Source organism: Streptomyces sp. NPDC059900 (genome assembly GCF_050270335.1).
Classification (GTDB): Bacteria; Actinomycetota; Actinomycetes; order Streptomycetales; family Streptomycetaceae; genus Streptomyces.
Genome location: NZ_JBNNJZ010000289.1, coordinates 1 through 3648 on the forward strand (window position 1 = coordinate 1; position 3648 = coordinate 3648).

A 3648-nucleotide genomic window follows, 5' to 3' on the forward strand; every position below is an offset into this window, starting at 1 on the left:
CGCAGGCTTCTGCGCTCGAGGTGGCCGGCCTGCACATCCGGTGCCATCGGTACTCCGTTCGGCTTTTCCTTGACTTCACTCCCCGACCGCATGCATCTTAACGTCAGCCTCGAAGGGTGACCGGTAACCGGTAGCCGGTTACCAAGGAGTAACTATGGCTGAGAAGCGCGGGTACTGCACTCTGTGTCGTTCGCGATGCGGTGCCGTCTACACCGTGGAGGCCGGTTCCCTGCGCGGCGTGCGCCCCGACACCGACCACCCGACGGGCGCGGCCATGTGCCCCAAGGGCCGCGCGGCACCGGAGATCGTGCACAGCCCCGACCGGCTGACCCAGCCATTGCGCCGTACCACCCCCAAGTCCGACCCGGACCCCAAGTGGGAGCCCATCAGCTGGGAAGAGGCACTGAGCGAGATCGCCGAGAAGCTCGGCCGGATCAAGGCGCAGAGCGGCGCGGAGGCCGTGGCCTTCGCCGTGACCTCCCCCAGCGGTACTCCGATGTCCGACTCCATCGACTGGGTCGAGCGTTTCATCCGCCGCTTCGGCAGCCCCAACACCTGCTACTCCACGGAGATCTGCAACTGGCACAAGGACTGGGCGCACGCCTTCACCTTCGGCAGCGCCCTGCCGGTGGCGGACTTCGCCTCCACGGACCTGGCGATCCTGTGGGGGCACAACCCGGCCAAGACCTGGCTTGCCCAGTCCGCGGCCCTGGCCCGCGCCCGCGCCGCCGGGGCCCGCCTGGCCGTCATCGATCCGCGCCGCTCGACGAGCGCCACCGACGCCGACCAGTGGCTGCGGGTGCGGCCCGGCACGGACGCGGCGCTGGCCCTGGGCACCGCCCGGCTCGTCCTGGACCAGCGCGGCCACGACGAGGCCTTCGTGCGCTCCTGGACCAATGCCCCGCTGCTCGTGCGCCGTGACACCGGACGCTTCCTGCGCGCCGAGGACATCGATCCGGAGCTGGAGGGCTACGCGGTCTGGGACACCGCGGACAACAACTGGCGGCCCTACGACACACGCCGTGCCGCGCGGCACCCCGAACGCTTCGCCCTGCGCGGCGCCCGCCAGGTGCGCACGCGCACCGGCAGCATCGCCTGCGTCCCGGCCTTCGAGCGCTACCGCGAGGCCTGTCTGCCCTGGGGGCTCAAGGAGACCGCTCGCGCCACCGACATCGCGCCGGAGCAGGTGCGGGCCTTCGCCGATGCCATCGCCCGGGCACGCTCGGTGTCGTATCACGCATGGAGCGGTGTCGGGCAGCACGCCAACGCCACCCAGACCGAGCGCGCCATCGCCACCCTGTACGCGCTGACCGGCAGTTACGACGCACCCGGCGGCAACGTCATCTGGCCCCGGCATCCCGTCAACCCCGCAACCGGCCTCACCCAGCTTCCCGCCGCCCAGCGCGCCAAGGCGCTCGGCCTGGCGGAGCATCCGCTCGGGCCCCCCGCGCAGGGCTGGGTCAACGGGCGGGACCTGTGCCGCGCGATCCTGGCGCACGAACCGTATGCGGTGCGCGCTCTGGTCGGCTTCGGCAGCAATCTCGTACTCTCGCAGCCCGATCCGCGCCGGATGGCCGAGGCCCTGCGGAGCCTGGACTTCTACGTTCATCTCGATCTGTTCGCCAACCCCACCTCCCAGTTCGCGGACATCGTGCTGCCCGTCAACAGCCCCTTCGAACGCGAGGCGCTCAAGGCAGGGTTCGAGATCAGCGAGCGGGCGCAGGAGCACATCCAGCTGCGTCCGCGCATGGTCGACCCGGTGGGCCAGTCCCGTTCCGACACCGAGGTAGTCTTCGACCTCGCCGGGCGCCTGGGGATGGGCGCCGAGTTCTTCGACGGCAACGTCGAGGCCGGCTGGAACCACCAGCTGGCGCCCCTCGGGCTGACGGCCAGCGAACTGCGGCAGCATCCGGGGGGCCTGCGTGTCCCGCTCACCACCGTCCACCGCAAATACGCCACGCCCACGCAGGACGGCCACGTCACCGGGTTCGCCACGCCCACCCGGCGCGTGGAGCTGTACTCGGAGCAACTCGCCGAGCACGGCTACTCCCCCGTCCCCGTGCACACCGCCGCCACCGGGTCCGACGCCGCGTATCCGCTGCTGCTGACCTGCGCGAAGAACGGGTACTTCTGCCACAGCCAGCACCGCGGCCTGTCCTCGCTGCGCAAACGCAGCCCCGAACCCACGCTCGACCTCAGTGTCGCCGCCGCCCGGCGGCGCTCCATCAGCGACGGCCAGTGGGTGGCGCTGTCCACCCGGTCGGGAACCGTGCGGATGCGCGCGCGGATCGATGCCGACCTGCACGACGACGTAGTGGTCGCCGAGTACGGCTGGTGGCAGCAGGCCTCCGATCTCGCCCTGCCGGGCCACGATCCCTACGACGGCAAGGGCAGCAACTACAACCTGCTGATCGGCGACGAAGTGTCCGACCCCATCAGCGGATCAGTGCCCATGAGGTCGACCGCCTGCGAGGTACGGCCCCTCGCCACCCCCGGCTGGGAGGGGACCAAGGACTTCGTCGTCACCTCCACCAGCGCGGAAGGCGACAGCGTCCTGGCCCTGGCGCTCGAGCCCGTCGACGGCTCGGCGCTGCCCGACTTCCGCCCCGGGCAGCACATCACCCTCAGCTTCCCCGACCCCGCCTCCGAACCCGATCCGGAAGCCGACACCGCCGTAGCTGCCACCGCCGGGCCCGGAAGCCGTCCACCGGCCCGCTGCTACTCGCTCACCGCACCCGCCAGGGAAGAAGGCCGCCGCGCCTACAGCATCGCCGTCGGCCGCGTGCCGGACGGAGTCGTCTCCGGCCGGGTGCACACCCGCACCCCACAGGGCACCCGGGTCCAAGTGACGGCGCCCTCGGGGCTCTTCGCCGTGCCCACCGACATCAGCCGGCCGGTCGTACTCATCGCCTCGGGCGTCGGCATCACCCCCTTCATCAGCTACCTGGAGACCCTGGCGGCCGGCGGCGGCAGCGTGCCCGACGTGGTGCTGCACTACGGCAACCGCAACGCCGCCAGCCACGCCTTCGCGTCCCGTCTGCGCCAACTGAGCCAGCTCATCCCCCAGTTGCGCGTGCACACCCGCTACAGCCGCCCGGGGCCGCAGGACCGTCCCGGTCTCGACTACGACCGCGCCGGACGGATCAGTGCCGCCGACATCGACGGCCGTCTCATCGAGCGCCGGGCCCGGTTCTATCTGTGCGGATCCGAGGGCATGCTCGCCGATGTCACCGCGGGTCTCGTCAGCCGGGGCGTACCCCGCTTCGACATCTTCACCGAGAAGTTCCACGCCGCGCCACAGCCCCTGGAGATACCCGACCACGCGCGGGCCACCGTCCGCTTCGCCCGCTCCGACCGCAAGCTCACCTGGCGCAAAGAGGACGGCACTCTGCTCCAACTCGCCGAGCGGGAGGGCATTGCGCTGCCCAGCGGCTGCCGCCTGGGCCAGTGCGAGAGCTGCAGCGTCACCGTCCTTGAGGGCCAGGTCGCCCATCTCGTCACCACACCCGAGGACCTGGCCGACGACCAGTGCCTGACCTGCCAGGCCATGCCCGTCTCCGACGTGACCCTCGACTCCTGATAGATCCCCGCCCTGCCACCTGCCACCTGCCACCTGCCACCTGCCAAGGCTGCCGTCCACGACCCGCC

At 71.2% G+C, this 3648-nt stretch carries 1 protein-coding gene; it reads left to right on the forward strand.

Annotation, left to right across the window (positions count from 1 at the left end; translation table 11 throughout):
- Positions 1 to 154: 154 nt before the first annotated feature.
- Positions 155 to 3580, forward strand: a complete 3426-nt coding sequence (locus ACQKIP_RS29280) for a molybdopterin-dependent oxidoreductase (RefSeq protein ID WP_427744587.1) — start codon at positions 155 to 157, stop codon at positions 3578 to 3580.
- Positions 3581 to 3648 lie beyond the last annotated feature (68 nt).

What these genes read in the sequence shown, in the direction of transcription:
- ACQKIP_RS29280 (WP_427744587.1), top strand. Translation starts at nt 155, where the DNA reads ATGGCTGAGAAGCGCGGGTACTGCACTCTGTGTCGTTCGCGATGCGGT.